The sequence below is a fragment of the Streptomyces sp. NPDC001220 genome, from assembly GCF_053597895.1.
This window is the reverse complement of the sequence record NZ_JBSFJE010000004.1, coordinates 253,097-278,544: the sequence shown is the minus strand read 5'-3', so window position 1 is coordinate 278,544 and position 25,448 is coordinate 253,097. Positions and strand designations below refer to the sequence as shown.

Sequence of the window (25,448 nt, the reverse complement as noted above, 5' to 3'; positions counted from 1 at the left end):
AGCACTGGTCGAAGCGGTCGCTCCGCCTACGGAGCAGCGACCGCCGGGCGCTGCCACCGTGTTCCCGCCCCGTCGCTCCGGCACGGTCCTTCGTCACGGGAGCTGACCCGCGGACGCGTCAGGCGGTCGGAGGCAGGGTGCCGGCGCGCCGCTTGAGCTGGTCGTTGACCGTTTCCAGAAGTTCGTCGGAGAGGTCCTCGTCGGCCACGGCCCGGGACATGAGCACGGCGCCGACCATGGCGCTGAGCGTGAGCACGGCCTCGGCCCTGGCGTCGTCCGTGGCGTCGTCGTCCAGGCCCGCGATCAGGTCCAGATACGCGCGGACCTGCCGCTCGTAGGCGTCCTTGAGGTGGAGGTCGCCCTCGGTGCCGTCGCGTCCCGCCGCAGCGCCGAGCGGGACCAGGGCGCAGCCGGTGGCCGGTGTGTCGCGGTGCTGCTTCCCGAGATACGCGTCGAGGAGGCCGGCCCGTGCGTCCTGGTCGTTCTTCCGCGCGGCCCGCTCCATCTTCGCCGAGCCCTCGGACAGGGCCGCGGCTGCGGCCTGGGTGACCAGGTCGTCACGTGACGCGAAGTGCTTGTAGAAGCCGCCGTGCGTGAGTCCGGCCTCCTTCATGAGGTCCGCGATGCCGAGGCGGCCGACGCCGTCGGTACGGACCTTGCGCGAGGCGATCCGGAGGACCCGTTCGCGGCTCGCCGCCTTCTCCGCCTGCGAGTGGCCCATACCGACCCCACCTCTCCTGGATCGACGCGGTGCGCCCTCGCGCAACTGGATGACGGTCATCATACACCCGCGCCCTCACAGACGTGCCGGGGGCATTCGTTTGACATTCAGGATGACGGACGTAATCCTGAATCTGGATGTCAACCATCAGCCAGATTGGAGCTGGAACCATGTCCCAGACCTATGACCCACGTCGCACGGCTGTTCTACTGATCGACCCCTACAACGACTTCCTCTCCGAAGGCGGCCAGATCTGGCCGCGCCTGGAGTCCATGGCGCACGAGATCGGCCTGCTGGACCACCTGCGCTCCGTGGTCGGCTCCGCCCGGGCGGCGGGCGTACGTGTGGTGTTCGTCCCGCACCGGCGCTGGGAGCCGGGCGACTACGAGACGTGGGCGCACCCCAACCCCACCCAGCTCAGCATCATGGAGCGGCACAGCTTCGCCCGTGGCACCTGGGGCGGGGAGTTCCACCCCGACTTCCAGCCGCGCCCCGGCGACGTCGTGATCGCGGAGCACTGGGCGCAGAGCGGGTTCGCCAACACCGACCTGGACTTCCAGCTCAAGCAGCACGGCATCACCCACGTCGTGCTGGTCGGACTCCTGGCGAACACCTGCATCGAGTCCACCGGCCGGTTCGCCATGGAGCTCGGCTATCACGTGACGCTGGTGCGCGACGCCACCGCCGCCTTCGAGCCCGCGATGATGCACGCCGCGCACGAGCTCAACGGCCCCACCTACGCCCACGCCATCACCACCGCGGACGAACTCACCGCCGCGTTCGAGGGAGCGCACGCATGACCCTGACCGGAGACCTGCTGATCGGCGCCGCCCGGGTGCCCGCCACCGCCGGAACCATGAAGGCGCTCGACCCCGTCACCGGGGAGTTCGTCGAGCCGGAGTTCGCCTTCGGCGGCGCGGCCGAGGTCGACCGCGCGGTCCGCCTCGCGGACGACGCCTTCGACAGCTACAGCCACACCTCACTCGCCGAGCGGGCCGCGTTCCTCGACCTCGTCGCGGACGGGCTGGAGGCGGTCAAGGACGAGCTCGCCGCCCGTACCGCGCTGGAGACCGGCCTGCCGGCCGCCCAGCTGGAAGGCGAGGCGGCGCGGACCGCCGGCGTGTTCCGCAGGTTCGCCGACGTCGTCCGCGCGGGCCGCTTTCTCCAGGCGGCCGTCGACACCGCGCTGCCGGACCGCCGGCCCGCGCCGCGCATGGACCACCGGCTGCAGAAGGTGGCCCTGGGACCGGTGGTGATCTTCGGCGCCAGCAACTTCCCGATCTCCTACTCCGTGGTGGGCGGCGACACCGCCTCCGCGCTCGCCGCCGGCTGCCCCGTCGTCGTCAAGGCCCACAACGCGCACCCCGGTGCCTCCGAGATCCAGGGCCGGGTCATACAGCAGGCGGTCGCCGGGGCGGGACTGCACGAAGGGGTCTTCTCCCTGGTCCGCGGCGCCGGCAACGAGATCGGCGAGGCGCTGGTCGACCATCCGCTGGTCCGGGCGGTCACTTTCACCGGCTCCGAGGGCGGCGGCATGGCCCTCTACCGCCGGGCCCAGCGGCGTCCCGACCCCATCCCCGTGTTCACCGAGATGACCAGCGTCAACCCGACCTTCGTCCTGCCCGCGGCACTGGCGGCCCGCGGCGCGGAGATCGGCGCGGGCCTGGTGCAGCGCGCCATGTACAACGTCGGGCAGGCCTGCCTGAAGCCGGCCGTCCTCCTCGCCGTCGACGGACCCGGCTTCCGGGAACTGCGGGACGCCGCGACCGCCGAGGTGCGGAAGGCGGCCGCACGGACCATGCTCACGCCCGGCATCCACGACTCCTACACCCGCAACGCGCGGCGCATGGAGGACGGCGGCGCCACCCTGATCGGCACCGGAACGGACCCGGTCCGCGCCGGGGAGGGCCAATCCCTGCTCTACGAGGTCACCGGTGAGCAGCTGCTGGCCGAACCCGCCCTGCGCGAGGAGGTCTTCGGCCCGGCGGTCCTGTTGGTGAGGCTGACCGGTGCGGAGCAGCTGTTCGAGGTGGCCCGCGCCTTCCGTGGACAGCTCTCGGCGACCCTGCACGCCGATACCGCCGACCGCGCGGCGGCCCAACGGCTCCTGCCGATCCTGGAGCGGCGCACCGGCCGCATCGTGTTCAACGCCTTCTCGATCCCGCAGGAGGTCTCCCACGCCGCCACCCACGGCGGCCCGTTCCCGGCGACCTCCGACAGCCGGTTCACCTCGGTGGGCATGGGGGCGGTCGAGCGGTTCGTCCGTCCGGTGACCTACCAGAACTTCCCGGACGACCTCCTGCCGGAGCCGCTGCGCGAGGCGAACCCGCTGCACGTCTGGCGGCTCGTCGACGGCGAACCCGGCCGGCACTGACCACCCGGACGGGCTCCGTCCGCCCTCCCCGGACGGAGCCCGTCCGTTCCCCCGGAACGAAAGGCGACCCTGCCATGTCCAGATCCGGCCGAACGGCGGCGGAGAACGAACGCGCGGCGCGTGAGGAGGTCCGCGAGAGGCTGCTCGGCGCCTGGCGACTCGTGTCGTACACCGCCACGAGTACCGACGGGGAGGTCATCAGCCCGCTCGGCCCCACGCCGTACGGCCTGATCGTCTACACCCCCCAGGGATACATGTCCGCCCAGCTGGGCCGCGGCGACCGGCCGCCCCTGCGGTCGGCACGCCTTGAGGACGCGGCCGCCGACGAGCTGGTCCGGGCGGCGGCCGGCTACCTCGCCTACGGCGGCCCGTTCGAGGTCGTCGGTCCGGCCACCGTCGAGCACCACGTCACGACCAGCCTCTTCCCGAACTGGATCGGACGGTCCCAGGTCCGGCAGGTGAGCTTCGACGGCCCGCTCCTCACCCTCCGTGTCGCCACCCCCACCCGCTTGTGGGGCGCCGACCGCACGGCCGAACTCACGTGGAGCAGACTGGCCTGAGGCGGCCCGGTACCCCCTGCGGCATGCGCGGGCCTGCCCAATACCCGCACGGCGCTGGGGCGATGACCGGACCGGGCCGGCCGGAGGGTGCTTGCCCGGCGGTTCTTCGGGTACGGCGTTTGCATAGGTGATTCCCGCAATGGCAGCGGGATTCGGAAAGCGATGCCTCCGTGACTGGTCTCAGTGGCTCCAGGGACGAACGATCAGGCGGACCGCGCGACGGTCCCCTCCCCCTCGCCTCGGCGCTGGCCGAGGCCGTGGACTGTCTGACCCGCCTGTGGGCGGACGCCGCGCGGAGTACGGACCTGCGCCTGTCGCCGCACCAGCTGCGGGCACTGCGGATCCTGGAGGAGGAGCCGGGCCTCAACCTCACCGCCCTGGCGGTGGGCATGGAGATCGGGCTGCCGACCGCCAGCCGGCTGTGCGGCCGGCTGGAAGCGGCCGGTCTGCTGGAGCGCGTGCTGCATCCGCGTAAACGGCGTGAGGTACGACTGCTCCTGACACGGCAAGGCCACCAGGTACTGGACGACATGGCCTCGCACAGAGCTCGCGCCCTGGCCGTCGTGCTGGAGTCCATGGAGCCGGCCGCGCGGGAGGCTCTCCGGCAAGGGCTCCAGGGCTTTCTGGCCGCCGCCCAGGACCGCGCAGCGCACGATCAACACGACAGCGCCCCCTGACCGGCCCCGGCGCGTCGGCCCCGGCGGCGGTGCCGGCCTGGACGGACCGGCGGCCGTACCGGCCGGGACCGCGGACGGAGGGCGTCCGCCGTGCGGTCGGGGCGCGTCGGCACACGGCGTTTGCCGTGCGGTCGGGGCGCGTCGGCGCACGACGCCCGCCGTGCGGTCGGGGCGCGTCGGCGCAGCGGGCCCTTCGTCGCCGGCCGGTCCCGCCGGGCGTTCGCGCGGCACAGGGGCGGGCGGGGACCCGCCTCCCGGGTCACGCCGGGCGGGGGCGCCCGCGCCAGTCCAGACAGACGGCCAGGGCGTCGTCCTCGGCCACGACGGCCTCACCCCGGTGGCCCGCCAGTTCGCGCAGGATGGCGCGGGGTACCTCGGCGGCGGGCAGCAGCCGGGTGGAGTGGATGGCCCGGGCCAGCGCCCGGTCCCCGTACGCCTCGCCCTTCGGGGAGTACACCGCGTGGACACCGTCGCTGACGAAGACGAGCCGGTCTCCGGGCTCGACCTCGAACTCCTGCGCCACGTAGTCCGTCTCCTCGAACATGCCCAGGGGCAGTTGCGCCTCGAAGGGGACACGTTCCACGGTCCCGCCGCGCAGCCGCAGGAGCTGCGGGGAGCCCGCGTCCACGACACTCACCCGCCCGGTGTCCAGGTCGAAGTCGAACATGAGGACGGACAGATAGCGGTGGCCCCGGTAGTGGGCGTAGACGGCCTGGTCGGCCAGGGCGGCCTGGTCGGCGATGGAGATTCCGGCGCGGCGCGCGTTGCGCAGGGCGTTGATGGCGAGGCTGGTCAGCAGAGCCGCCTCTATGCCCTCGCCCATGCCGTTCGTGACGTACAGCATCAGACGGTCGGCGGTGGCGGACCAGTCGAAGTTGTCGCCGAAGACGGCGTAGGCGGGCTCCAGCTGGCCGCCCAGGTCGTACTCGGGCCGGGTGCAGGAGCGACCGGGCAGCAACTGCCACTGCATCTCGGCCGCCAGGGTGAGCCGGTCCTTGCGCCGGGCCTGGAGATACAGGTCCGTGTCGCGCTCGGCCACGAGCACCTCGTGGGCCAGGACGTCGGCGATCTCGGCCAGTTCGGACACGCACCCGCGTGCCGCCTCGCCGGCGGGCAGCGTCACGGACAGCACGCCGAGCCGGTCGCCGCGCACGCTGACCGGCAGGTGGACGCGCATCCGCCGGTCCTGGCCCTCTTCGCAGTAGGGCTCCTGCGAACCGAAGGCCCGCCCGGCCGGGCTGCCGTGCACCGGCACCGGCACCAGGTTGTGCGGCCGCACCGACACCGGCTGCAGTGCTGTCAGGCCGTAGTCGGCCATGAAGAGCTCGACGGCCTCCGCGCCGTACTGCTCGGTCAGCACGGCGCGGACGGCGTCGAGCAACCCGTGGGGAGCCGCTGTGCGCAATGCACGCTCAGCGGTCTGGAATCTGTTCACGATGAGGAATGCACCATTCTTTCTCCGGCAACGTGCGGGCCCGGCCGAGTGGGCGGGGCTTCGCGAGAGCCGCGTCGGTCGTTCCGAGGGGGGTCCGTGTGGGCTGGGGCTCCTAGTAGGCTGAAAGGTGCCCCAGTGCCTGCGAGAGTGTGATCGTGACTGCCTTCCGCCGCCGCCCAGAGCCCGATGAGGTCGCACGCGTGACCACCAAGGCCGTTGAGCTGCTGGAAGTTGTGTGGGGCCGTGCCTCGACCGCGCCTACCTCTGCCTCCCAGTTGCGGGTGCTGCACATCCTCGAGCACCACGACGGCATCAATCTGCGCACTCTCGCCGAGTCCCTCGCCTCCACTCCTCCGTCCACGAGCCGGCTGTGCGACCGGCTACAGGCCGCGGGATTCATCGAGCGCATGGTGGGCGCGGAGGACCGGCGCGAGGTACGGCTGCATCTCAGCGGCCGGGGCCGCTCCTTCCTGGCCGATCTGCGTGCCCGCCGGGAGAGCGAGCTCCAGAAGGTGCTGGCGGACATGCCCGCCGCCAAGCGTGTCGCCCTGCTGGAGGGGCTTGAGGCGTTCTGCGCCACCGCGGCGACGCAGATACCCGACGAGGCCCCCGAGTCCGACAGCCGGACCGCCTGAACAACCCGTACGGCACCGGTGCCGCCACCGCTCCATGGCGATGGCGACCGGCGCCGGGGGCGCGGCCCCCGTCCACCGGAACATTCCAGGTCCTTCCCCGTGCACGTCCGACTCGGCTACTCTGTTGCCTCATGGCTATTATTGTCAAACGACAACAGTTCCTGATGTCGCGCTTATCCTGTCCGACTACCCCTGTTCCGATGCGATCCGCGATAACTGTGCGATATGTCTCGTAAATCCCGAGACTGAACGTTGACACAAGGATGGCGCGATGCCCGCGGCTCCCGAACTGAGAGCGCATATCGACCGCGACGAGCAGACCTTCGTGATCACCGTGCGCGGCGATGTCGACTACGCCGACGCCGAGGGTTTCGAACAGGCCTGGGCGGCTGCCGATCGCGCGGCGATGCCCGTGACGGCGGTTGACCTGAGGCAGGTCACCTTCGCCGACAGCATGCTTCTCAACGCCCTCATCGAGGCCCGTCTGCGCCATCAGGCCAGCGGGCGCGACCTGGTGCTGATCGGCCCCCTGCGGCCGGCCGTGAGCCGACTCCTGACGATCACCGGCGCCTTCCGGCTGTTCACCATCACCGAGACCGGCAGGTGACGGTCAGCGGGCCACGCGGTTCCGTGCCGCGTGCCGGAGCCTGACCGCGGCGTAGACGAGGTCGGCGAGAAGCACCACCGCACCGATGATCAGCAGGTAGAACAGCCCGTGAGCGGTGAACCCGATGATGCCCAGGACGAGGGCCACGAGGATCAGAAACAGGAACAGGCTCATCGGCTCTCCTATCGACCGTCGGCTTCGCCGGGTCAGCGGCGGGCCAGTCGGCGCTCGCCGCCGGCGCCAGGGGTGTAGTCGAGTGCGTAGTGCGCGAAGACGGAAGGCTCCTGCGCGGCCGGCAGCTCGCCGTCCGTGTCGATCGCGGGGGCCTTCTTGACCGTGTCCTTGTCGTAGGCGACCTTCAGATAGCCCGGACCGACGGTCGCGTTCGCGAGCGGGACGAAGACCAGGCGCCGACGAGTGGGCAGGCCGACCGTCACGGTGGCGTAGCAGGGCTGGTCGGTCGCCGTGTCGACGTAGACCGATTCCAGGACTCCGACCTTGTGCCCGAGGGTGTCGACCACGTCGTGACCGCGCCACTCCCGGATATCGCCTGCTTCGAACATCTGACACCTCCGTGGGGACGGGTACCCCTGATCGCACGGTTGACGCCGCCGACCGGCCGGACCGCCGCGAGGGCACGCCGTGCGTCCACGGTGCACCGCTCCCCCGTCGCCGGCAGCGCCGGGGCCCCCGTCCCGGCGGCGGGCCGTCAGCTCGGCGCCACGCGGATGCCCACGAGGCAGGTGTCGTCGTCGGTGTCGGACCTGCTGTGGGTCAGCAGGCGGTCCAACTGCTGCTCCAGGGTCGGCGGAACCATGCGCGCGGTCGTCAGCATCTGCGCCAGGGACTCCTCCACGGACCGGTCACGGCGCTCGATCAGGCCGTCCGTGTACATCAACAGCGTGTCGTCGACGGCGAGTTGGACCTCGTGCTCCTGGTACCCGGCCTCCGGCACGGCACCCAGCAGCAGCCCCTGGACCAGGGGCAGCGGCTCCGCCTCACCGCCACGGACCAGCACCGGCGGCAGATGACCGGCCCGCGCCCAGCGCAGGGTGTGGCGGTCGGGGTCGTAGAGACCGCACACCGCGGTGGCCGTGACGGAACCGGTCAGATGGTGGGTCACCATGTTCAGCCAGGACAGCAGCTGCCCGGGTCCGGCGCCGGTCACGGCGAGCCCGCGCAGCGCGTTGCGCAGGACGACCATGCTGGTGGCCGCCTCGATGCCGTGCCCGGCGACATCGCCCACGCACACCAGCACCAGCCCGGACGGCAGCGCGACCGCGTCGTACCAGTCGCCGCCGACCAGGTGCTGGGTCTCCGCGGGCCGGTAGCGCACGGCCAGGTCCAGCCCGGGGACCGCCAGCGGGGCCTGTGCGGGCGGCATGATGGCGTGCTGGAGCTGGAGGGTGAGCCGGTTGCGTTCGCTGGCCTGCTGCTCGGTGTGGGCGAGCTGGTCGCGGGTCGCGGCGAGAGCGACCTCGGTCCAGTGGTGTGCGGAGATGTCCTGGTAGGCGCCGCGTACGACGTACAGCTGCCCGCCGGAGTCGAGGACCGGTTCGGCCGCCACCCGGATATGGCGGGTGACGCCGTCGGGGCGCTGCAGGCGGAAGGCCGTGGACGCGGGCCGGCGGTGGTGCAGCAGGGTGCGCAGGAAGCGGCCGATGGTGACGGCGTCGTCGGGGTGGGCATGGGCGGGCAGGTCCTCCAGCGGCACCGGGGCGCCGGAGGCGGGCTTGCCGTAGAGGTGGTACAGCTGGCCGCTCCAGGTGATCTCGCCGGTGAGGAGGTTCTCCTCGAAGCCCCCGATACGGCCCAGCCGCTGCGCGTGCTGGAGCAGGCTGGCCAGGCGGGCGGTCTCGTCCTCGATGCGCCAGATGAGCAGGACGCAGCCGCCGTGCCGGCTGACGTTGATGTCGGCGACCGCCGCCAGCGGGACGTCGTCCACCAGGGCGGTGAGCCGCATGCGGCGGGCGCGGTAGGGCTCGCCGGTGGCGTAGACGCGCTCGATCCGCTCGAAGAGCTCGCTGTGCCCGGCGGCCATCGGATAGGTCTCCAGCAGCAGGGCGCCGTTGATGACGGCCCGCGGCCTGCCGCCGGGGTCCAGGAAGCGGCCGTTGACGTGGTGGATGCGGAAGTCGACGAGGTCGCCGTCGCCATCCAGGTACGGAATGAGCACCAGGGCCGGGTCGTGGAGTCCGTCTGCCAGGTCCATCAGCTCGGTGACGCCCGGCAGGACGGGCCGGCCCGGGTCGCCGTGGGCCCGGTCCGGGGATCCGGCGTCCAGGGTGTGCGCGCACAGCTCGGCCAGGGCCTCGATCTGGCGCACGACCGGCCCGGGAGGCGTGCCGTCCAGCGGCGCGGGCCAGACGATCTCCAGGACGCCGTGGATACGTCCGCCGGTGCCGGCCGCCACGGCGACCCGGCCGCCGTCGGGATGGTGGTGCTGGCCGATGGAGGGCAGCCCGGTCTCGGCCAGGCTGCGGATCCAGTGCCCCGAGCGTTCGGCGAGGCCGCGGCGGCCGACCGTCGCCACGCCCGGCGGTACATGCCGCCAGCGCCCGGCCTCGGCGGCGGAGAATCCGGCGTTGCCCGCCAGGGTGAGCGAGCCGTCGGCGCCCAGTGCCCAGATCGCGACCGCCTCCGCGCCCAGGGGGGCCAGCGCGTGTTCCAGCAGGGACTCGGCCACGGCCTGGGTGTCCTGGGCGGCCAGCGCACCGCTCTCGGCGGCCCGCAGCCGTACGGCGGAGGAGTGGCTGTCCGCGGGGTCGACCGCCTCGGTCCGGACGGCGGTGGCCGCGAAGAAGGCGGCGGTCACCTCCGACATCCGGTCCCGTGCGGCCTGGTTGATGACGTCGACCGCGAACTCCAGGGGTGTCACCCCCGCCTGCTCGGCGAGTTCGGCCAGCTGCCGGGCCGCCTGCGCCGGGCCACAGCTCAGCCGTTCGACCAGGATGCCCTTGGCCAGCTCGATCAGGGCCCGCCCGTCGGCCTCGGCATGCGCCGCCCGCACCTCGCGGCGCAGCCGCTCCACGGTCGCCGCCAGTCTGCCGAGGGGGGACGACCGGCTGGGCTCGTCGAGCTCACCGGTGGCGTCTCCCCGCGTGCTCACGACGACACCGGGCGGCTCGACGCCCACCGGGCCGATGCCTTCCGGCATGCGCGGGTCGCCCGCCAGGTCTTCGTAACCGGGCGGTTCGGGAGGTTCGGGCGATGGACGGAGATCACTCACGGTGGGCCTGTTTCTCGGCTGGTAACGCCCCGGGGCGTTACGCGGCCTGCTGGTGGACGGCGTGGCGGTGGCGCGTTGTCACACGGCCAGCCAGCGACGGACGCGGGCGATGAGGTCGTTCGTGTCGACGGGCTTGGTGATGTAGTCGTTGGCCCCCGAGGCGAGGCTCTTCTCCTGGTCGCCCGGCATGGCCTTCGCGGTGACGGCGATGATGGGCAGCTCCGCGTACTGGGACATGGCGCGGATCTCCGCGGTGGCGGAGTAGCCGTCCATCTCCGGCATCATCACGTCCATCAGCACCAGGCAGACGTCCGGGTGGGCGAGGAGCATCTCGATGCCCTTGCGGCCGTTGTCGGCGTGCAGGACCTGGAAGCCGTGCAGTTCCAGTACGCCGCTGAGGGCGAACAGGTTGCGCGCGTCGTCGTCGACCACCAGGACCGTCCGGCCGAGGAAGGAGTCGTCGACCACCTGCGCGGCCGGGCGGTGCGGCTCCTCGGCGCGCACCAGCGACAGCACGTCACCGGGCTGTTCGGCGGACAGGTGCAGGGTGATGCGCTCGCGCAGCTCGTCCAGACTGGACAGGAAGTCCAGCGGCCGGCCGCCCGCGAGGGCACGCAGCGCCTGCTCCTGGGCCAGATCCACCCGGTGCCCGGTGTGCACCAGGACGGGCACGCTGGCCAGCGCCGAGTCGCCGCGCATGGCCTCCAGGAAGTCCGCGCCCTCCTTGCCGGGCATGCCCAGTTCCAGGACGACGCAGTGGCAGGGCTCGGCCGCCAGTGTGCTCGCCGCCTCCTGCGCCCCCACGGCGGTGATGAGGTCGATCGCCCCGTGCGGGTCGCCGGGGTCGTGCGCGAGGTCGGCCACGGCCCGCTCGGCGACCAGGGCGAGCAGACCGCGCGGGCGCTCCTCGATCACCAGGAGCCGGCGCCTGCGGTGCTCGGGGACGGGCACGGGAGCGGGCAGCAGCCGGGGCGCCGGTGCCGTCTCGGACGCGGCGACGGCGCGGGGCTGCTCCACCGGCCGGCCGCCGGTCTCCAGCAGCTCCTCGAAGTCGGCGCGCGCGACGGGCAGGTACAGCGTGAACGTACTGCCCTGGCCGGGGGTGCTGTCGACGGTGACGGCGCCGCCGAGCAGGTGGGCGATCTCCCGGGTGATGGACAGGCCGAGACCGGTGCCGCCGTACTTGCGGCTGGTGGTCCCGTCGGCCTGCTGGAAGGCGCCGAAGATCGTCTCCAGCTGCTGGTGGGGGATGCCGATGCCGGTGTCGACGACCCGGAAGGCCACCACCGGACCGCCGCGCAGCACACCCGGCGGCACCTCCCGGTCGGCGGCCGGCTCGATCCGCAGCTCGACGCCGCCCTGTTCGGTGAACTTCACCGCGTTGGACAGCAGGTTGCGCAGGATCTGCCGCAGCCGGGAGTCGTCGGTGAGCAGGTCGGCGGGCGTGCCGGTCGCGGTGGCCACCGTGAACTCGAGGCTCTTCTGGGTGGTCATCGGCCGGAAGGTCGCCTCGACGTACTCCAGGAGCTGGCGCAGCGGGACCCGCTCGGGAGTCACGTCCATCTTGCCGGCCTCCACCTTGGAGAGGTCGAGGATGTCGTTGATCAGCTGCAGCAGGTCCGAGCCCGCCGAGTGGATGATGCCCGCGTACTCGACCTGCTTCGGGGTGAGGTTGCGCGAGGGGTTCTGCGCCAGCAACTGGGCCAGGATCAGCAGGCTGTTGAGCGGGGTGCGCAGCTCGTGGCTCATGTTGGCCAGGAACTCCGACTTGTACTTGGAGGCCAGCGCCAGCTGCTGCGCACGGGTCTCCAGTTCCTGCCGCGCCTGCTCGATCTGCAGGTTCTTCGCCTCGATGTCACGGTTCTGCGAGGCCAGCAGGGACGCCTTCTCCTCCAGCTCGGCGTTGGAGCGCTGCAGTTCGTCCTGCTGCACCTGCAACTCCTCCGACCGGGCCTGCAGTTCGGAGGTGAGCCGCTGGGACTCCCCCAGCAGCTCGTCGGTGCGGGCGTTGGCCACGATGGTGTTGAGGTTGACGCCGATGGTCGGCACCAGCTGGGTGAGGAAGTCCTGGTGGATCTGGGTGAAGCGGGTCAGCGAGGCCAGTTCGATGACGCCGAGGACCTGCTCCTCGACCACGATGGGCAGCACGACCAGGGCGCTGGGCACGGCCTGTCCGAGCCCGGAGGAGATGGTGACATAACCTTCCGGCAGCTCCTCGACGATGATGACCCGCCGGTTGCGCGCGGCCTGCCCGACCAGGGAACGTCCGACCGGGATGCGGGTGGGCCGCTCGGTGTCGTCCGGATAGCCGTACGAACCCACCAGGCGCAGTTCATGGCCGCGTTCGGTGTCCTCCGCCAGGTAGAAGGCGCCGTACTGGGCCGACACCAGCGGAGTGAGCTCGTCCATGATCAGCTCGGCGACCACGGGCAGGTCGCGGTGACCCTGCATCAGGCCGGAGATACGGGCGAGGTTGGTCTTGAGCCAGTCCTGTTCCTGGTTGGCCCGGGTGGTCTCGCGCAGGGACTCCACCATGGAGTTGATGTTGTCCTTGAGGTCGGCGACCTCGCCCGACGCCACCACGGTGATGGAGCGGGTCAGATCGCCCTCCGCGACGGCACTCGTGACCTCGGCGATCGCCCGTACCTGCCGGGTGAGGTTCCCGGCCAGTTCGTTGACGTTCTCCGTCAGCCGCTTCCAGGTGCCCTCGACACCCTCCACCTCGGCCTGGCCGCCCAGCCGGCCCTCGCTGCCGACCTCCCGGGCGACGCGGGTGACCTCGGCGGCGAACGACGACAGCTGGTCGACCATCGTGTTGATGGTGGTCTTCAGCTCCAGGATCTCGCCCCGGGCGTCCACGTCGATCTTCTTCGACAGGTCGCCGCCCGCCACCGCGGTCGTCACCAGGGCGATGTTGCGCACCTGGCCGGTGAGGTTGTTGGCCATGGAGTTGACGTTGTCCGTCAGGTCCTTCCAGGTCCCGGCCACGTTCGGCACATGGGCCTGACCGCCGAGACGCCCCTCGGTGCCCACCTCGCGCGCCACCCGGGTGACCTCGTCGGCGAACGCCGACAGGGTGTCGACCATGGTGTTGATGACGTCCGCCAGGGCGGCGACCTCGCCCTTGGCCTCCACGGTGATCTTCTGCGAGAGGTCGCCGCGCGCGACGGCCGTGGCGACCTGGGCGATCGACCGGACCTGCCCGGTCAGGTTGGACGCCATCACGTTGACGTTGTCGGTGAGGTCCTTCCACGTCCCCGACACGCCCGGCACGATCGCCTGGCCGCCGAGGTTGCCCTCGGTGCCGACCTCGCGGGCGACGCGGGTGACCTCGTCGGCGAAGGCGGAGAGCTGGTCGACCATCGTGTTGATGGTGTTCTTCAGCTCCAGGATCTCGCCCCGGGCATCGACGGTGATCTTCTGCGAGAGGTCGCCCTGCGCCACCGCGGTGGCCACCTGGGCGACGTTGCGGACCTGCGCGGTGAGGTTGCCTCCCATGAAGTTCACGGAGTCCGTCAGGTCGCGCCAGGTGCCCTTGACCCCCTTGACGTCCGCCTGCCCGCCGAGCCGGCCGTCGGTGCCGACCTCACGGGCGACGCGGGTGACCTCGTCGGCGAAGGCGGAGAGCTGGTCGACCATCGTGTTGATGGTGTTCTTCAGCTCCAGGATCTCGCCCCGGGCATCGACGGTGATCTTCTGCGAGAGGTCGCCCTGCGCCACCGCGGTCGTCACCTGGGCGACGTTGCGGACCTGGGAGGTGAGGTTCCCGGCCATGAAGTTGACCGAATCCGTGAGGTCACGCCAGACGCCGCCGACTCCGGGCACCTGCGCCTGACCGCCCAGCCGGCCCTCGCTGCCCACCTCGCGCGCCACCCGGGTGACCTCGTCGGCGAAGGCGGACAGCTGGTCGACCATCGTGTTGACGGTCTCCTTCAGCTGGAGGATCTCCCCACGCGCGGGCACGTCGATCTTCTGGGACAGATCGCCTCTGGCCACCGCCGTGGCCACCTGGGCGATGTCACGGACCTGCGTGGTCAGATTGCCCGCCATGGCGTTGACCGAGTCGGTCAGATCCGCCCAGGTGCCGGAGACCCCGGGGACCTGCGCCTGGCCGCCCAGCGTGCCCTCGGTGCCCACCTCGCGTGCCACCCGCGTCACTTCCGAGGTGAACAGGGACAGCTGGTCGACCATGCCGTTGAAGACCGTGGCGATGTCGCCGAGCAGTCCCTGTCCGTCGGAGGGCAGCCGGGTGCCGAAGTCGCCGTCCCGTACCGCCGTCAGACCGGCCAGCAGCTGCCGCAGCTCCTGCTCGCCCGGCCCTTGGACCTGGGCGTCCACCGACATGCCGCTCATGCACACCCTCGTTCCGCTCCCCAGGGTCCCCACCCCGAGGACCCGGAACCTCGCCGGAGCCGTAGAGCTCCGCCCACCAGCGGCGATTCCGCGTTCGGCGGCCTCGTCCGATGGGAAATCGGTCGCAGATTAACTCAGTTGTCGGCCGACAACCAAAGCCGGGTGCGAATATCGCGGCGCACCGGGAAATGGGGAGGGAAGGAGGGCATGCCGAAGCCGGTCCGGGGTACTCGGGACGATTTGCCGAAGGCGGGCCGGGCGGGACGCCCGCCTCGTCTCACGCGGCGATGGCGTCCCGCACGGTGGGGTGGCAGGTGGCGAGGGTGTCGAGTCCCACCAGCTGCACGGTGCGCAGCACGGAGTCCCGGACCCCCGCCAGACGCAGCCATCCCCGCGCGGCCCGAGTCACCTGGTGGGCGGCGATCAGGGCGTTGATCCCGCTGGAATCCATGAACGTGACCCCGCTCAGATCGACGACGACCCGACAGCCGGCGGTGGGATCCACCGGAGGCATGGCCCGGGTCAGGGCACCCGCACTCTCGTAGTCGATCTCGCCGCACAGGCCGAGCACGGTGATGCCGTCGACGTCGGTCCGGGTGATGGACAACTCGCCGCGATCCATCGCTTTTTGTTCGTCTGCCACCTGTGTCCTCCGCACCCTCGGTCCGGGCCGCGTCACCTTTCTGCAGCCAACGTGCCCAGGGATGCGCGGTGCGATGCACGGGACGGGGCATCCGAATCCGGGCGGCACGGGAGTAACACGGCTGATCGCCGGGTAGACGCGCGCCCATGAACGGGGTATCGCCGATCGTCGGCAGGAAGTCTGTCCCGCCTGAGGAGTGTTCCCGGATGGCGGATGCCGCACCTGCCGATGTCACCATCGCCTTGGACGGCGCCGACGGCTGTATCGCCGACGCACGGAACCAGACATCGGACTTCCTGACACGGGCCGAGTCCGCGTCGGGACTGCCGGTGCCGGCCCGCACCCGGGAGCTGGCGCAACTGGTGGTCAGCGAGCTCGTCACCAACGCACTGAAGTACGCGCCCGGACCGGTACTGCTGCGCCTGAGTGCCGCCGGCGGCCTGGTGGAGATCGAGGTGTGGGACACCGATCCGACCCTTCCGCTGGCCCGGGCGGCCGACGCCGGACGGGTGGGCCAGCACGGTCTGGAGATCGTGCTGGCGGTGGTGCGGGACTTCGAGGCCCGACGGGAACCCGTGGGCAAGCGCATCATCGCCCGGCTGACGTTGTCCGAGTGATCGCCGCAGGCCGGTGCGACGGTCCCGGCGGTACGGTCGTCGGTCATCGGGTCGGCCACAGCGCGCACCGCACCCGTTCGGCGTAACGTGAGGCGCTGGGGCGGCTTCGAGCCACGCAGGGCGCCGATGCCGTGCGGCGGCCCGCCTATCCCCCGTGGCCTGCACCTCCACGAGTCAGGAGCGCACCATGGCGACACCCGTCCGCCGGCCCGCGGGCCGCGGCTCCGCTGCCCGGCGTACCGCCGTCGGGCTCGTCACCACCTTGGCCGCCATCGGCGCGTGCAGCGCGCCGGCCGCCGGGGAGGAAGCCCACCGCGTGTCCCCCACCGCCTGCGCCGACAAGGTCTACACGGGAATGACCCAGGCGCAGCGGGTCGGCCAGCTGTTCATGGGCGGGGTCGCCGCCGCCCGCCCCAGCACCACGGACCTGCGCACCCTGCGCACGTACCATGTCGGGTCCGTCATGCTGACCGGGCGCAGCACCGCCGGCACCACGGCGACGAAGAAGGTCGTCGACGGGGTGCGTGCGCAGGCGGACACGGTCGCCGGCCACCGGGTCGGGCTGATCGTGTCCACCGACCAGGAGGGCGGCCAGGTCCAGGTGCTCAGCGGCCCCGGCTTCTCCGTCATGCCCAACGCCCTGACCCAGGGCAGCTGGAGCACGACGACCCTGCGCTCCCGTGCCGAGACCTGGGCCAAGCAGCTCAAGGCGGCGGGGCTAGACCTCAATCTCGCGCCGGTCGCCGACGTGGTGCCCGCCAGTCTCGGCACCCGCAACGCTCCCATCGGCCACTTCTACCGCGAGTACGGCCACACCCCCGCCGTCGTGACCTCGCACACCGGCGCCTTCGCATCGGGCTTCCGCGCGGCCGGGGTCATGACCACCTTCAAGCACTTCCCCGGACTCGGCCAGGTCATCGGGAACACCGACACCACCGCGAACGTCGTCGACTCGGTGACCACCGCCTCGAGTTCGAGCCTCCAGCCGTTCCGCAGCGGGATCGCGGCCGGCACGCCGTTCATGATGGTCTCCTCGGCGAAGTACACCAAGATCGACTCGAAGCACCTGGCCGTGTTCTCCCCGACCGTCATCAACTCGCTGCTGCGCACCAAGTTCGGCTTCAAGGGAGTCGTCATCTCCGACGACATCGGCCAGGCGGTCGCGGTGCGCGCCTACACCCCGGCCCAGCGGGCGGTGAACTTCCTGACCGCAGGCGGCGACATGATCCTCACGGTCAAGGCGTCGACCGTGCCGGCGATGGTGCAGGGCGTGCAGGCCCGGATGGCGACGGACGCCTCCTTCCGCGCCAAGGTCGCCGCCTCCGTGCACCGGATCCTCACGGCCAAGGCCACGGCAGGCCGGCTCACCTGCAGCTGAGCCCACCCTCACCCCCGCCCCTGCCCCGTCGCACACGGCCGGACATATTTACTTATGGCTGGTTGAGCAGTCCAGACTGATAAACCTAGTATTAGTACATGTGAAGACAGACATAGCCTCCGACGCCGGCGGTACACGTGATCCGAGCGACCCCTCGCTGCTCGCCGCGGAGCTCCGGCTCGCGGTGGGCCGTATGACGCGGCGGCTGCGCCAAGCCCACGCGGTGGGGGACGTATCCCTGTCGGGCGTCTCGGTGCTCGCGCGGCTCGCCGCCGACGGCCCCGAGTCCCCCACGTCCCTCGCCGAGACGGAGCGGGTGCGGCCGCAGGCCATGGCGACCACCCTCGCCCAGCTCGAACAGCGCGGCCTGGTCCGCCGTACCCCCGACGCCGCGGACGGGCGGCGGAGCATCGCGGCCGTCACCGACGAGGGGCGGGCCATGCTCGCCGAGCGGCGCTCCGAATCGGTGCAGCGGCTCGCCGACGTCCTCGACACGTTCTCCGCCGAGGAGCGCGCGACCCTCGGGGCGGCCGTGCCGCTCCTCGCCCGGCTGGCGGAACAGCTGTGAGCGGGCGGGACCGGACCGGCTCCCTGCGCTCGGCCCGCCACAAGGACACCCCTCCCGGGCCCGGCTACAAGTGGGTCGCGCTCTCCAACACCACACTCGGTGTGCTGATCGCCACGATGGACGCGTCGATCGTGATCATCTCGCTGCCGGCGATCTTCCGCGGCATCGGCCTCGACCCGCTCGCGCCCGGCAACATCGGCTATCTGCTCTGGATGATCCTGGGCTACCTGCTGGTCTCCGCGGTCCTGGTGGTCGTGCTCGGCCGGCTCGGCGACATGTTCGGGCGGGTGAAGATCTACAACCTCGGGTTCCTGATCTTCGCCTGTGCCTCGGTCGCGCTGTCGCTCGATCCGTTCCGTGCGGGGGCGGGCGCGATGTGGCTGATCCTGTGGCGGATCGTGCAGGCCTTCGGCGGGTCGATGCTCACCGCCAACTCGGCCGCCATCCTCACCGACGCCTTCCCCACCCGGCAGCGCGGCATGGCGCTCGGCATCAACCAGATCACCGCGCTGGCGGGCCAGTTCCTCGGTCTGCTCGCGGGCGGTCTGCTCGCCGTCGTCGACTGGCGTGCCGTGTTCTGGGTGAGCGTCCCGGTCAGCATCACCGGCACGATCTGGTCGTACCTGAGTCTGCGCGAGACCTCGACGGGCCGGCCCGGCCGGATCGACTGGCTGGGCAACATCACCTTCGCCGCGGGCGCCGGGATCCTGCTGGCCGGGATCACGTACGGGATCCAGCCGTACGGCGGCAGTGCCACCGGCTGGGGGAACCCGTGGGTGCTGACCGGCCTGATCGGTGGCGTCGGTCTGCTGCTGGCCTTCTGTGTCGTCGAGACGCGGGTCGCCGAGCCCATGTTCAACCTGGCGCTCTTCAAGAACAGGGCCTTCGCGGCGGGCAACGTGGCCGCCCTGCTGACCTCGATCGCGCGCGGTGGCCTGCAGTTCATGCTCATCATCTGGCTGCAGGGCATCTGGCTGCCGCTGCACGGCTACGACTTCGAGGACACCCCGCTGTGGGCCGGCATCTTCATGCTCCCGCTCACGCTCGGTTTCCTCGTCGCGGGCCCGGTCTCCGGCTATCTGTCGGACCGGTTCGGCGCCCGGTTCTTCTCCACCGCCGGCCTGGTGGTCGTCATGCTGTCCTTCCTCGGCCTGCTCGCGCTGCCCGTCGACTTCGACTACGGGCTGTTCGCGGCGCTGCTGCTGCTCAACGGGCTGGGCCAGGGCATGTTCTCGGCGCCGAACACATCCTCGATCATGGGCAGTGTCCCGGCCGAGTACCGGGGGGTCGCCTCGGGCATGCGCTCGACCTTCCAGAACTCCGGTACGGCGCTGTCCATCGGCGTCTTCTTCTCGCTGATGGTCTCCGGCCTCGCCTCCTCGCTCCCGGGCACGCTGAAGAGCGGGCTCATGGCGCACGGCGTGCCGGCCGCGTCCGCCGCGCACGCCGCCTCACTGCCGCCGGTGAGCACGCTGTTCGCGACGTTCCTCGGCAACAACCCGATCGAGCACCTGCTCTCCGCCGAGGGCGTGCTGGACCATGTGACCAGCGCCCAGCGGTCCGTCCTGACCGGCCACACCTTCTTCCCGCAGCTGGTCTCCGGTCCGTTCCACCACGGCCTGGCCATCGTGTTCGGCGTGGCCGCGGGCATGGCCCTGGTCTCCGCCGTGGCCTCCGCCCTGCGCGGCAGCCACCGGCCCGACCAGGACCGCCAGGACCGTCCGGAGCCGAAGGACCAGCCGCCGGCGCGGACGGCAGAGCCCCGGCACAACGCTGCGTCCTGAGACACACGGGTGCCCCGGCGGAGGTCCGCCGGGGCACCCGTGTTCCGCTCAGGGAGCGCCGGTCACGGGTAGGAGGCGAGGTTCGCCACGTTGTTCGAGGAGTTGGACGGTCCTCCCGTGTTGTTGATGACGTGGCTGATGGTGCCGGTGCCGCCCAGGGAGACCGTCACCATGCTGGTGAAGCGGACGCCCGAGTTGTTCGGCGCCTCGACGGCGTGCGCCGCGACCACGCCCGGGTTGACGTTGAAGTAGCAGTAGCTGCCGAGGCCGTACACCTGGTGGCTGGTGACCGAGTCGGCGACCTTGTAGGCCGCGTAGCCCTGGGTCGAGCCGTTCATCCAGGCCGCCTGGTTGGGCGGGTCGTACGGCATCTCGTTCTGGTAGAAGTACGTCCGGCCGCCGTTGCCGTTCCAGACGGTCTGGTACTTCTGGAAGTGCTCGACGAACAGGCCGTACATCGTCACGTTGTCACCGTTGACGACCAGGCCGGTGTCGGCGGTGTTGCTGGTCCAGCCGACTCCGCTGCCGTGGTCGGCGCGCCAGATCCACATGTGGTCGCCGATCACGTTGTCGCTGTTGACGACCAGGCTGGTGGTGGCCTTGCCGACGCCCGCGCCGCCGACCCGGAAGTACACGTCGTGCAGGGAGGTCGGGTCGGCCGCGTGCGAGGCCGAGGAGCCGCTCGGACCGACCTCCACCAGGGTGGAGGAGTTGGTGGTGCCGGCGTCGAAGAGCAGGCCCGCGATCTGGACGCCGTCGACGTCCGCGACCTTCATGGCGGTGACGCCGTTGTCCGGGACGAAGGTGGCGAGGCCGAGGCCGAGGACGACCGTGTCGGCCCGGTTGACCTGGAGCGTCTGGTCGAGGTGGTAGACACCCGGGGTGACCAGGAGGTTCTTGCCCGCCGCCAGGGCCGCGTTGATCTGGGAGGCGGTGGCGCCCGGCTTCACGACGTAGAAGCTGTCCAGCGAGAGCGACGAACCGGCTGCCGAACCCGAACTCCAGCTGGTACCCGAGGAGTTGGACCGCGCCGACGGCACGAACACCTGGTAGTTGCCGGAGCCGTCGACGTACAGGAACGGCTTCTCACGGGTCACCGGGCTCTGCGCGACCGTGGTGTCCGGCGGACTCGGGAAGGTGGTGTTCGGCACGCCCGTGCTGCCGACGAAGACCATGTTCCAGTTGGAGCCGGTCCAGCTGCCGAGCTGCGAGTTGCGGGTCAGCCACTGCTGCTGGCTGCCGGAGTTGACCTGCCCGTCGATCTTGCTGTCGGCGATCAGACCGCCACTGGACCAGCCGCCGTCGTCCAGGGCGAGGTTGCCGCGCAGATGCATCCGGCGGTAGGCGGAGGCCTGCGAGACCGCCCAGCGGTCGGAGCCGCCGGTCGGGGTGACCGAGAGGTTCTCCGCGCCCCGCCAGAAGTTCTGGGTGGCGTTGCCCTGGAACCAGTCGGCCTCGGCGTGCACCGCGCCGTTGATGTTGACCGCGTCCGGGGTCAGGCCGAGGCCGAGGACCTGGGTGTAGAAGCCGACGTTGACGTCCGCGCTGTAGGTGCCCGGCTTGAACATCACGGCGTAGCGCTGGGAGCCGAACTGGTTCGTCTCCTGCTGCTGGAAGATCGAGTTGAGGCGGCTCTGGATGGTCGACGCCGACATCGACGGGTCGAAGACGACCACGTTCGGGCCGAGGTCGGGGTCGCCGGTGGACGGCGGCGTCACGGCGGTCACCTGGAAGCGCTGGGCCGCCGTGTTGTTGCAGGTGTACTGGACCAGCTGCACGCTGTCCGCGGTCGAGGCGGCCGGGTCGTCGAGGCACTTGCCGCTGTTGCGGTTGACGAAGTGGTAGGCGCCGCCGCCCTCGTCGACCGGCAGCCACTGCTGGTTGGCCCCGCCGCCGTAGGCCCACAGCTGGGTCAGGGCGTTGTCGGCGGTGGAGACGTCGGTGACGTCGACCACCTGGCTGGTGTTGTTGCCGTTGTTGATCCGGACGTAGCCGTCGCTGGTGGCGGTGAGACTCCACTGCTGGGCGGTGGTGTTGTTGCAGGTGTACTGCTGGACGGCGGTGCCGTTCGCGGTGGCGGCCGACCTGGCGTCCAGGCACTTGCCACTGGCGGCGTTGGTGAGGGTGGCGAAGCCGGTGGGCAGGGCGGTGGCGGCCGCCTGCGCGGACGGGGCGGCGGTCAGCAGGGACGCTCCGAGAACGGCCAGCACTGCGGCGCTCGTCGGTCTGCGGCGCCAGGAAAGGCGAAGCACTGGATCTCCTAGTCCGAGGGGTGGGGGGTCAGCCGGTGTAGCCGGCGAAGACGCGCGTGTAGTCCCAGTTGGACTGGCTCACGCCCGAGCAGCTGTCGGCGGAGCCGCCGGTGCAGGGCCGGTCGCGGTTGGCGGACCAGAAGGTGAGCCGGGCCAGGTGGTGCTGCTGCGCGTAGGCGAGGATGGTCCGGAAGTCGGCGACCGTCACGGTCTCGCTGTTGTCGGTGATGCCGTTCATGGACGAGATGCCCATGTCCCGGTAGGCGGTGTCGTCGCTGTAGCCGTACGCGTTCTTCAGCGCGTTCTTGAGTCCCTCGGCCGCCTGGGTGGTGAGGTTGCCCATGTTCTGGCCCGCGCCGCCGAAGTCGAACGGCATGATGGCCCAGGCGTCGACGGTCAGCCCGGAGGACGCGGCCCGGTTGATCAGGCTGGTGTCGGGGCCGCTCTGGCCGGTGCCGATGGTGATGTACACCTTCAGACCGGAGTTGTTGGCCTTCACCGTCTTCAGCGCGTCCACGACCCGCTGCTGCACGGTCCCGTTGCTGTAGGCGTCGGCCTCCAGGTCGATGTCGATCGCCTTGAGACCGCCGTAGGCGTTGATGACCTTCTGGTACGCCGCCGCCAGCTCGCCCGCGCTGGAGCAGGAGCTCTCCAGCTTGTTGCCGCTGTAGCCGCCGAACGACGGGATGATGTCACCGCCGTTGGCGCGCACGGTGTTGACGGTCTGCTGGTCGACACCGCCGGTCAGCGCCCGGCTGCCGTCCCACTGCGGGTTGCAGTAGCCGTTGCTGAGGACGAACGCGAGCGTGTAGTACTTCACGCCGGTCGCGTTGGTGATCGTGGTCGGGCTCGGCGGGTCGCCCCAGCCGTTGTAGAGGTAGGGCGCCACGGCCATCGGCGAGGACGGGGTGGTGCCGCCGTCCGCCGCGGGCGCGGTCCACTTCTGGTTGGCGGTGCCGCCGCACGTCCAGATCTGGGCGCGGGTGCCGTTCGCCGAGGAGTTGCCGGTGGCGTCCAGGCACTTGTTCGCCTGCGGGTTGACGATGTCGTGGGCGGCGGTCACCGTCCACTTCTGGTTGGCGCCGCCGGAACAGCTCCACAGCTGGGCCTTGGCGCCGTCCGCGGTCGAGTTGCCGGTCACGTCGAGACACTTGCCGAGGGCGCGTATGGTGCCGTCGCTGCCGACGGTCCACTGCTGGGCCGCGGTGCCGTTGCAGTCGTAGAGCTGGACGGCCGTGCCGTCGGCGGAGCTGGCGCCCGCGACGTCGAGGCACTTGCCGCCGAGGCCGGTGATGGTGCCGGTGGCGGCCTGTGCGGGGGAGGCGGCGAACAGGCCTGCTGAGAGGGTCAGGGCGGCTAGGGCGGCAGCCGTGGGGAGAGGTCTGGCCATTGCGGGGGGTTGGCCTTTCACGCGGGGGGATCCAGCACGGTTTGTGCCCAACAACCGTGTTGTCACCGGGCGTTGAGCACATCCGTGAGGCTTTGTTTAAGGCGTGAAGCTAAAGGTCCGGACCAGTGTCGTCAAGTGCGGGAGCGCTCCCTTCCCGGAATCACAGGAAAATGTGACGGCGACGTGAACTCCGCCTTCAGGGCGTCGGCGCCGCCGCGAACTGGGTGCGGTGCAGTTCGGCGTAGCGCCCGTCCGCCACCAGGAGTTCCTCGTGGGTGCCGCGCTCCACGATGTGGCCGGCCTCGACCACCAGGATCTGGTCGGCGGCCCGGATCGTGGACAGCCGGTGGGCGATGACCACGGCCGTGCGCCCCTCCAGCGCCTCGGTGAGGGCCTCCTGGACGGCCGCCTCCGAGGTGTTGTCCAGGTGGGCCGTGGCCTCGTCGAGGATGACCACGCGCTGCCGGGCCAGCAGCAGCCGGGCGATGGTCATGCGCTGCCGCTCGCCGCCGGAGAGCCGGTAGCCGCGCTCGCCGACCACCGTGTCCAGGCCGTCGGGCAGCGACCGTACGACCTCGCCGAGACGGGCTCGGCCGAGGGCGTCCCACAACTCCTCGTCGGTGGCCGCCGGCCGGGCGAGCAGCAGGTTGGCGCGGACGCTGTCGTGGAAGAGGTGGCCGTCCTGGGTGACCATGCCGAGGGTGGCCCGCAGGGAGCCCGCGGTCAGGTCGCGGACGTCGGTGCCGCCGATGCGCACGGCGCCCGCGTCGACGTCGTACAGGCGCGGCAGCAGCTGGGCGATGGTGGACTTGCCGGCGCCGGAGGAGCCGACCAGGGCGACGGTCTGCCCGGGTTCGGCGCGGAAGGAGATGCCGTGCAGGACCTCGGCGCCGCCGCGGCCGTCCAGGGTCGCGACCTCTTCGAGTGAGGCGAGGGAGACCTGGTCGGCGGCCGGGTAGGCGAAGCGGACGTCCTCGAACTCGACGGCCACCGGGCCCTCGGGCACCTCGCGGGCGTCGGGTTTCTCCTCGATCAGGGGCTTCAGGTCGAGGACTTCGAAGACCCGCTCGAAGCTGACCAGCGCGCTCATCACCTCGACGCGGGCGCCGGCGAGGGAGGTGAGCGGGGCGTAGAGCCGGGTCAGGAGGAGGGCGAGGGAGACGACGGCGCCCGGCTCCAGGGTGCCGCGCAGCGCGAACCAGCCGCCGAGGCCGTAGACCAGGGCGAGCGCCAGCGAGGAGACCAGGGTGAGGGCGGTCATGAACACCGACTGGGCGGTGGCGGTGCGCACCCCGATGTCCCGGACCCGGGCGGCACGCGCCGTGAACTCCGCCGACTCCTCCTCGGGTCGTCCGAAGAGCTTGATCAGGGTGGCGCCGGGCGCGGAGAAGCGCTCGGTCATCCGGGTGCCCATGGCCGCGTTGAGCGCGGCGGCCTCGCGCTGCATCCGGGCCATCCGGCCGCCCATCCGGCGGGCGGGCACCACGAACAGCGGCAGCAGCACCAGGGCGAGCAGGGTGATCTGCCAGGACAGGGTGAGCATGACCGCGAGGGTGAGCACCAGCGTGACCAGGTTGCTGACCACGCCGGAGAGGGTGTTGGCGAAGGCGCGCTGGGCGCCGATCACGTCGTTGTTGAGACGACTGACCAGCGCTCCCGTACGAGTACGTGTGAAGAACGCGACGGGCATGCGCTGCACATGATCGAACACAGCCGTTCGCAGGTCGAGGATGAGTCCCTCCCCGAGCGTCGCCGAGAGCCGCCGCCCGAGCACCCCGAGCGCCGCCTCCGCGACCGCGACGCCCGCGATCAGCAGCGACAGCCGTACGACCGTGCCGGTGTCGTGCCCCGACACGATCGCGTCGACGACATGGCCGGCCAGCACCGGGGTCGCGACGGCGAGCAGGGCGGTGACCACCCCGAGCAGGACGAAACGGACTATGCCGCCCCGGTGCGGGCGGGCGAAGGCGGCGATACGGCGCAACGTGGCCCGGTCGAACGGGCGGCGCTCCTGCTCGGCGGTCATCACGCTGTGCAGTTGCGTCCAGGCGGTGGTCTCCATACTCATGGGAGAGAACGTAGGACCTCAAGCATCGTTGAGGTCAATGTCCGCTCGCTGTCCCCCCGTACGAAGGACCCGATGAGCCTCCCGAAGGCCCCGCCCGGCCTTGCGAAAACCGGTGCGAAGACCGGTGCGCAGACCGGTGCGAAGACCGGTGCGCAGA

The 25,448-nt window shown here is 71.1% G+C and carries 20 protein-coding genes; 10 read left to right on the top strand and 10 right to left on the bottom strand.

The genetic code is table 11. The annotated features are described in order from the left end of the window. Window positions 1-118 precede the first annotated feature (118 nt). Window positions 119-721 carry a TetR/AcrR family transcriptional regulator gene (locus tag ACWDGI_RS11945; RefSeq protein WP_450757925.1) on the bottom strand — a complete coding sequence of 201 codons (603 nt, stop codon included), beginning with the start codon at window positions 719-721 and terminating at the stop codon, window positions 119-121. A gap of 170 nt (window positions 722-891) precedes the next feature. Between ACWDGI_RS11945 and ACWDGI_RS11940 the strand changes: the two genes are divergently transcribed. The 4 genes from ACWDGI_RS11940 (at window position 892) to ACWDGI_RS11925 (ending at window position 4,332) form a co-directional block, all read left to right on the top strand. Then, window positions 892-1,521 carry an isochorismatase family cysteine hydrolase gene (locus ACWDGI_RS11940; RefSeq protein ID WP_450757923.1) on the top strand — a complete coding sequence of 210 codons (630 nt, stop codon included), beginning with the start codon at window positions 892-894 and terminating at the stop codon, window positions 1,519-1,521. After that, window positions 1,518-3,095: an aldehyde dehydrogenase (NADP(+)) gene (locus tag ACWDGI_RS11935; protein ID WP_450757921.1), complete on the top strand. Its 1,578-nt coding sequence runs from the start codon at window positions 1,518-1,520 to the stop codon at window positions 3,093-3,095. Before ACWDGI_RS11940 ends, ACWDGI_RS11935 begins: the two co-directional genes overlap by 4 nt. Window positions 3,096-3,169: 74 nt before the next feature. Then, window positions 3,170-3,655, top strand: coding sequence for a lipocalin-like domain-containing protein (locus ACWDGI_RS11930; RefSeq protein WP_450757919.1), 486 nt, complete (start codon window positions 3,170-3,172; stop codon window positions 3,653-3,655). Window positions 3,656-3,825: 170 nt separating this feature from the next. After that, a complete protein-coding gene (locus ACWDGI_RS11925; RefSeq protein WP_450757917.1) occupies window positions 3,826-4,332 on the top strand; it encodes a MarR family winged helix-turn-helix transcriptional regulator in 507 nt (168 codons plus the stop codon). Between the two features lie 259 nt (window positions 4,333-4,591). Here the strand turns inward: ACWDGI_RS11925 and ACWDGI_RS11920 are convergent, their stop codons facing one another. Continuing rightward, window positions 4,592-5,767 carry a PP2C family protein-serine/threonine phosphatase gene (locus tag ACWDGI_RS11920; protein ID WP_450757915.1) on the bottom strand — a complete coding sequence of 392 codons (1,176 nt, stop codon included), beginning with the start codon at window positions 5,765-5,767 and terminating at the stop codon, window positions 4,592-4,594. 200 nt (window positions 5,768-5,967) lie between these two features. Between ACWDGI_RS11920 and ACWDGI_RS11915 the strand changes: the two genes are divergently transcribed. Both ACWDGI_RS11915 and ACWDGI_RS11910 read left to right on the top strand, forming a co-directional pair. Next, window positions 5,968-6,402: a MarR family transcriptional regulator gene (locus ACWDGI_RS11915; RefSeq protein ID WP_351703529.1), complete on the top strand. Its 435-nt coding sequence runs from the start codon at window positions 5,968-5,970 to the stop codon at window positions 6,400-6,402. Window positions 6,403-6,673: 271 nt separating this feature from the next. After that, the gene (locus ACWDGI_RS11910) at window positions 6,674-7,009 is read left to right on the top strand and encodes an STAS domain-containing protein (protein WP_450757912.1); all 336 of its coding nucleotides are present in this window, start codon (window positions 6,674-6,676) and stop codon (window positions 7,007-7,009) included. Window positions 7,010-7,012: 3 nt separating this feature from the next. Here ACWDGI_RS11910 and ACWDGI_RS11905 read toward each other — a convergent pair whose 3' ends face one another. From ACWDGI_RS11905 to ACWDGI_RS11885, 5 genes are all read right to left on the bottom strand, one after another. After that, window positions 7,013-7,183 (bottom strand): hypothetical protein, encoded by a 171-nt coding sequence (locus ACWDGI_RS11905; protein ID WP_450757910.1) that lies wholly within the window; start codon window positions 7,181-7,183, stop codon window positions 7,013-7,015. Window positions 7,184-7,215: 32 nt separating this feature from the next. Continuing rightward, window positions 7,216-7,572, bottom strand: a complete 357-nt coding sequence (locus ACWDGI_RS11900) for a PRC-barrel domain-containing protein (RefSeq protein ID WP_450757908.1) — start codon at window positions 7,570-7,572, stop codon at window positions 7,216-7,218. A 146-nt stretch (window positions 7,573-7,718) separates the two neighbouring features. Continuing rightward, window positions 7,719-10,166, bottom strand: coding sequence for a SpoIIE family protein phosphatase (locus ACWDGI_RS11895; RefSeq protein WP_450758480.1), 2,448 nt, complete (start codon window positions 10,164-10,166; stop codon window positions 7,719-7,721). Between the two features lie 150 nt (window positions 10,167-10,316). Beyond that, entirely contained in the window at window positions 10,317-14,591 is a 4,275-nt protein-coding gene (locus tag ACWDGI_RS11890) for a HAMP domain-containing protein (RefSeq protein WP_450757906.1), read from the bottom strand. A gap of 277 nt (window positions 14,592-14,868) precedes the next feature. Continuing rightward, window positions 14,869-15,234 (bottom strand): STAS domain-containing protein, encoded by a 366-nt coding sequence (locus tag ACWDGI_RS11885; protein ID WP_450757904.1) that lies wholly within the window; start codon window positions 15,232-15,234, stop codon window positions 14,869-14,871. A 206-nt stretch (window positions 15,235-15,440) separates the two neighbouring features. Between ACWDGI_RS11885 and ACWDGI_RS11880 the strand changes: the two genes are divergently transcribed. The 4 genes from ACWDGI_RS11880 to ACWDGI_RS11865 all read left to right on the top strand — a co-directional run bounded on the left by ACWDGI_RS11880 (window position 15,441) and on the right by ACWDGI_RS11865 (window position 19,581). Beyond that, the gene (locus ACWDGI_RS11880; protein ID WP_450757902.1) at window positions 15,441-15,851 is read left to right on the top strand and encodes an ATP-binding protein; all 411 of its coding nucleotides are present in this window, start codon (window positions 15,441-15,443) and stop codon (window positions 15,849-15,851) included. Between the two features lie 187 nt (window positions 15,852-16,038). Further along, the gene (locus ACWDGI_RS11875; protein WP_450757900.1) at window positions 16,039-17,229 is read left to right on the top strand and encodes a glycoside hydrolase family 3 N-terminal domain-containing protein; all 1,191 of its coding nucleotides are present in this window, start codon (window positions 16,039-16,041) and stop codon (window positions 17,227-17,229) included. 100 nt (window positions 17,230-17,329) lie between these two features. Continuing rightward, a complete protein-coding gene (locus ACWDGI_RS11870; RefSeq protein WP_450757898.1) occupies window positions 17,330-17,797 on the top strand; it encodes a MarR family winged helix-turn-helix transcriptional regulator in 468 nt (155 codons plus the stop codon). Window positions 17,798-17,913: 116 nt separating this feature from the next. Then, window positions 17,914-19,581 carry an MFS transporter gene (locus ACWDGI_RS11865; protein WP_450758478.1) on the top strand — a complete coding sequence of 556 codons (1,668 nt, stop codon included), beginning with the start codon at window positions 17,914-17,916 and terminating at the stop codon, window positions 19,579-19,581. 62 nt (window positions 19,582-19,643) lie between these two features. Here the strand turns inward: ACWDGI_RS11865 and ACWDGI_RS11860 are convergent, their stop codons facing one another. The 3 genes from ACWDGI_RS11860 to ACWDGI_RS11850 all read right to left on the bottom strand — a co-directional run bounded on the left by ACWDGI_RS11860 (window position 19,644) and on the right by ACWDGI_RS11850 (window position 25,285). After that, window positions 19,644-21,833, bottom strand: a complete 2,190-nt coding sequence (locus ACWDGI_RS11860; protein ID WP_450757897.1) for an RICIN domain-containing protein — start codon at window positions 21,831-21,833, stop codon at window positions 19,644-19,646. A gap of 28 nt (window positions 21,834-21,861) precedes the next feature. Then, window positions 21,862-23,223, bottom strand: coding sequence for a ricin-type beta-trefoil lectin domain protein (locus ACWDGI_RS11855; RefSeq protein ID WP_450757895.1), 1,362 nt, complete (start codon window positions 23,221-23,223; stop codon window positions 21,862-21,864). A gap of 196 nt (window positions 23,224-23,419) precedes the next feature. Next, window positions 23,420-25,285, bottom strand: coding sequence for an ABC transporter ATP-binding protein (locus ACWDGI_RS11850; RefSeq protein WP_450758476.1), 1,866 nt, complete (start codon window positions 25,283-25,285; stop codon window positions 23,420-23,422). Between the last annotated feature and the right edge of the window lie 163 nt (window positions 25,286-25,448).

Coding starts and splice junctions, on each gene's coding strand:
- ACWDGI_RS11945 (WP_450757925.1), bottom strand. CDS start 721: ATGGGCCACTCGCAGGCGGAGAAGGCGGCGAGCCGCGAACGGGTCCTC.
- ACWDGI_RS11940 (WP_450757923.1), top strand. CDS start 892: ATGTCCCAGACCTATGACCCACGTCGCACGGCTGTTCTACTGATCGAC.
- ACWDGI_RS11935 (WP_450757921.1), top strand. CDS start 1,518: ATGACCCTGACCGGAGACCTGCTGATCGGCGCCGCCCGGGTGCCCGCC.
- ACWDGI_RS11930 (WP_450757919.1), top strand. CDS start 3,170: ATGTCCAGATCCGGCCGAACGGCGGCGGAGAACGAACGCGCGGCGCGT.
- ACWDGI_RS11910 (WP_450757912.1), top strand. CDS start 6,674: ATGCCCGCGGCTCCCGAACTGAGAGCGCATATCGACCGCGACGAGCAG.
- ACWDGI_RS11905 (WP_450757910.1), bottom strand. CDS start 7,183: ATGAGCCTGTTCCTGTTTCTGATCCTCGTGGCCCTCGTCCTGGGCATC.
- ACWDGI_RS11900 (WP_450757908.1), bottom strand. CDS start 7,572: ATGTTCGAAGCAGGCGATATCCGGGAGTGGCGCGGTCACGACGTGGTC.
- ACWDGI_RS11895 (WP_450758480.1), bottom strand. CDS start 10,166: ATGCCGGAAGGCATCGGCCCGGTGGGCGTCGAGCCGCCCGGTGTCGTC.
- ACWDGI_RS11890 (WP_450757906.1), bottom strand. CDS start 14,591: ATGAGCGGCATGTCGGTGGACGCCCAGGTCCAAGGGCCGGGCGAGCAG.
- ACWDGI_RS11880 (WP_450757902.1), top strand. CDS start 15,441: ATGGCGGATGCCGCACCTGCCGATGTCACCATCGCCTTGGACGGCGCC.
- ACWDGI_RS11875 (WP_450757900.1), top strand. CDS start 16,039: ATGGCGACACCCGTCCGCCGGCCCGCGGGCCGCGGCTCCGCTGCCCGG.
- ACWDGI_RS11865 (WP_450758478.1), top strand. CDS start 17,914: ATGGACGCGTCGATCGTGATCATCTCGCTGCCGGCGATCTTCCGCGGC.
- ACWDGI_RS11855 (WP_450757895.1), bottom strand. CDS start 23,223: ATGGCCAGACCTCTCCCCACGGCTGCCGCCCTAGCCGCCCTGACCCTC.
- ACWDGI_RS11850 (WP_450758476.1), bottom strand. CDS start 25,285: ATGGAGACCACCGCCTGGACGCAACTGCACAGCGTGATGACCGCCGAG.